This window comes from Pedobacter agri PB92 (assembly GCF_000258495.1).
In the GTDB taxonomy this organism is placed as follows: Bacteria; Bacteroidota; Bacteroidia; order Sphingobacteriales; family Sphingobacteriaceae; genus Pedobacter; species Pedobacter agri.
In genome coordinates, this window is sequence record NZ_AJLG01000290.1 from 1 (window position 1) to 3319 (window position 3319).

At 33.3% G+C, this 3319-nt stretch carries 3 protein-coding genes; 2 read left to right on the forward strand and 1 reads right to left on the reverse strand.

Annotation, left to right across the window (positions count from 1 at the left end; genetic code table 11):
• Positions 1 to 118: 118 nt before the first annotated feature.
• Positions 119 to 967, reverse strand: coding sequence for a sensor histidine kinase (locus tag ON09_RS23190; protein ID WP_010603456.1), 849 nt, complete (start codon positions 965 to 967; stop codon positions 119 to 121).
• A gap of 330 nt (positions 968 to 1297) precedes the next feature.
• Between ON09_RS23190 and ON09_RS23195 the strand changes: the two genes are divergently transcribed.
• Together ON09_RS23195 and ON09_RS24615 are read left to right on the forward strand one after the other, a co-directional pair.
• Complete coding sequence (locus ON09_RS23195; RefSeq protein ID WP_010603457.1) at positions 1298 to 1951, forward strand: response regulator; 654 nt, start codon at positions 1298 to 1300, stop codon at positions 1949 to 1951.
• Positions 1952 to 2099: 148 nt separating this feature from the next.
• A partial coding sequence (locus ON09_RS24615) for a sugar transferase (RefSeq protein ID WP_010603458.1) occupies positions 2100 to 3319 on the forward strand: 1220 nt, incomplete at its 3' end.

A 3319-nucleotide genomic window follows, 5' to 3' on the forward strand; every position in this document is an offset into this window, starting at 1 on the left:
ACGTACACACTGTTGAGAGTAATTGTGTTATCGGTGGAAACCCTGCGGTTATTCTGAAAATGATTTATAGGTATCCGATAGCAGATTTTGGCGAACCAGATGGTTTATCACCTGCAAATTAATTCATTCTCCACCATTTTTTTGAGTTGTTTATTTCCCCGTTACCAATCTCCTTGTAAAAATTATTTCGTATTGGGATGCTCACTGATATTTTGGTGCCTTTATAATTTTCAATTGTCAAAGTACCATTTAATCGCTTTACACGAGTGTTAATATTTGTAAGTCCCATACCAACATCTCTAAGCCTCAATGGATCAAAACCTTCTCCATCATCCTTAATTACCATAGTAATATTTTCTTTAAAAATGGAAATATCTAAAAATATTGTATCAGCTTTTGAATGTTTTAATGCGTTATGTGCTATTTCCTTAGCTAATAGGTATAAATCACGTCTGCTTTCGCTCTTAGTTTTCAAATGAGGGATGTCTTCAGGGAGTTTTGAGTTGAACTTTATATCAGAATATCGAAAAAGTTTTGATAATTGTTCCTGAATGAAGAAAATTACGCTATCTAATTGATCATTTTCTGTGCTAGTTGTCCAAATTATGTCATTAATTTTTGTCGAAATGTCTTTTATCATCTCATTTAGCTCCCTAAATTCATGAATTTCTCCTCTTTTTTTACTGGCTAACTCAGAATATAATTTTATTGCTGATAGTCCAGATCCCAGTTCATCATGAAGTTCGCTGCTGATTCTTTGTCTTTCTAATCTGATTGCTTTACTCTGTTCGATATACTCATTTTTCTCTACTTGTTTAAGCCGCTGATTTATATAAATCATCCGTAATGCATAGGCCATCAACAAAACTACGGCAAATAATGATACCCATAGCGCATGGCGGTAGTCATTATAGTCAAACAGAGTTAAGTGTAATTTTTGAACTAAATGATAAAATTCGTGTCTCATTTCTAATTTTAAATTGTGTGTTAAATATTACATTTTAGTATTTATTTATATGATATGTTGTATTATTCTGGTATGCCTGTTAAGTCTGTTTAATATTTAATGTCTTGTATCTTTACAACGCTAAATTGGTGATTTAAAAGTACATAAGAGAATTTAATATCATTTAATAACCTTTGTATATTAGCGTTGTTGTAAGGACAGTCCCGGAGTCCTAAGACAAGTTGTCTCTATTATCCTTTACGTTGGCCAAGTTGAATATTTAGCCTATTTAGTAACGCTAAAATGTAATAGAGTTTAGTTGTTTATTAATTACTCCCTATTAATGTTTTTATGATTTCAGTTTCCATTGTTGAAGATCACGAACAATATCGTAATCTTCTAGTTAAAGTCATTAAAGTTAATTCTTTATTTACACTGAAGGGTGTTTATTCTTCCGCTGAAGAAGCACTCCAAAAAATGCATCTGGACAAACCAGATATCGCACTTGTTGATATTAAGTTGCAGAAGCTATCAGGAATCGATTTTGTTAGACAATCAAAGTCTTATCTAGCTTTCACTCAGTTCTTGATGTGTACAAGTTACCAGAATGATGAAAATGTTTTTAATGCACTTAAATCAGGTGCATCAGGTTATATTCTAAAAGGTTCGAGTATGGAAGAAATTCATTCTGCTATTATCGACCTTTCTGATGGCGGAGCACCAATGAGTCCATACATCGCTAAAAGAGTTATTGGCTTGCTTAGCGGAAAACAGCATGAGAAGCAAGGTAAACTGGGCCTAACCGAGCGTGAACTTGAAGTGTTATCTCTGCTGAGTAAAGGTCTGTTGTATAAAGAAATTTCTGATCAACTTTCAATCAGTCCGAACACTGTAAAAAATCATTGTAAGAATATTTACAAACGGTTACACGTTCAAAATAAAGTTGAAGCACTCAACAAATTCAATCATTATAACATGAATACTTCCGTTTATAGCTTTACCTGAGGTATTAAGGTATAGTGGATTACATAGCTGTAGTCCTTTGGGGCTATTGATTACCAGAGATAAAATCTGTCAATTTATGTTCTGTTCCAGCGTTTGTCCTAAAAGCTTCTTTTAGGGTTTAACCCCACATTATATACCTCAACATATTATGAAAAGTCGTCATGTTTTTATATTAATTTCTTTGTTAGTAATTATAGATGCTCTGGCTATTAATTGTTCCTTTGCAATATTTTATTTTTCAGGATATTTAAAACAGACTGATATAGGAGGTGCTGCGCAATTTTTGGTACTTATTAACTTATCCTGGTTAACTGGCGCACTTATTAATACCACCTATACTTTTAAAAATGTCCAGAAACGGGATCTGCTTTACAGAAAAGTACTTCTAACGTTTTTGTTGCATGTGGTTCTACTTTCAGCAGTAGTAAACCAATTAACTCCTACGGTTCATTTTACAAAAAGAATATTTTTAATTTTTGGGGTTGAATTTATTCTGCTCATAGGGATACGCCTAGTCATACAAATATTTGAAAAGTATTATTTAAAAATGAATCTTTTCAAAAAAACCATTGCTATTATAGGAAACAATGATTTAGGTAACCGACTTGAAAAATTTTTCCTAACCAATCCATTAACAGTAAATTTTGCAGGCTCGTATCACTATCAGCATGCAGAATTTGATGGTGATACTTCAAAAATAGCTACTTTTCGCGATTCAATTAAGTACGCTATTGAAAATGACTTAGATGAAGTATATATCACGGAGTTCCCAGAGCGGGATAATGCCCTTGATGAAATCGTTGATTTAGCCGATCAGCATTGCGTTAGGGTGAGGTTCGTCACCTCTTTTATGAATTACAAAAGGGAACAATTATCGCTTACCATGTCTAATTATAGGTTGAATAATTATTATGATGGCATACCAATACTGGTAAACAGAAAAGAGCCTTTGACCAGGCTGAGAAATAGAATTGTTAAAAGAGGCTTTGATATAATTTTCAGTCTGGCGGTGATTTTATTTGTTCTTTCATGGTTATTCCCCATATTAATGATCCTGATTTTAATTGAATCCAAAGGAAGTCCAATATTTAAACAATTGCGTTCAGGAAGAGATAATGAACCATTTTATTGTTTCAAATTTAGGAGTATGAGGGTAAATGGAAACAGTGATATTAAACAGGCAGAGCGTAATGATCCGAGAGTTACTAAGATAGGTGCTTTTATGCGCAAAACCAGTATCGATGAGCTACCGCAATTTTTCAATGTCTTTTTTGGAGATATGAGCGTGGTAGGACCTCGTCCACATATGCTAAAGCATACCGAAGAGTATCGGCAAATTGTAGATAAGTATATGGTGAGACAGTTTCT

Excerpts from the sequence above, each read along its gene's own strand:
- ON09_RS23190 (WP_010603456.1), bottom strand. The coding sequence starts at position 967 with ATGAGACACGAATTTTATCATTTAGTTCAAAAATTACACTTAACTCTG.
- ON09_RS23195 (WP_010603457.1), top strand. The coding sequence starts at position 1,298 with ATGATTTCAGTTTCCATTGTTGAAGATCACGAACAATATCGTAATCTT.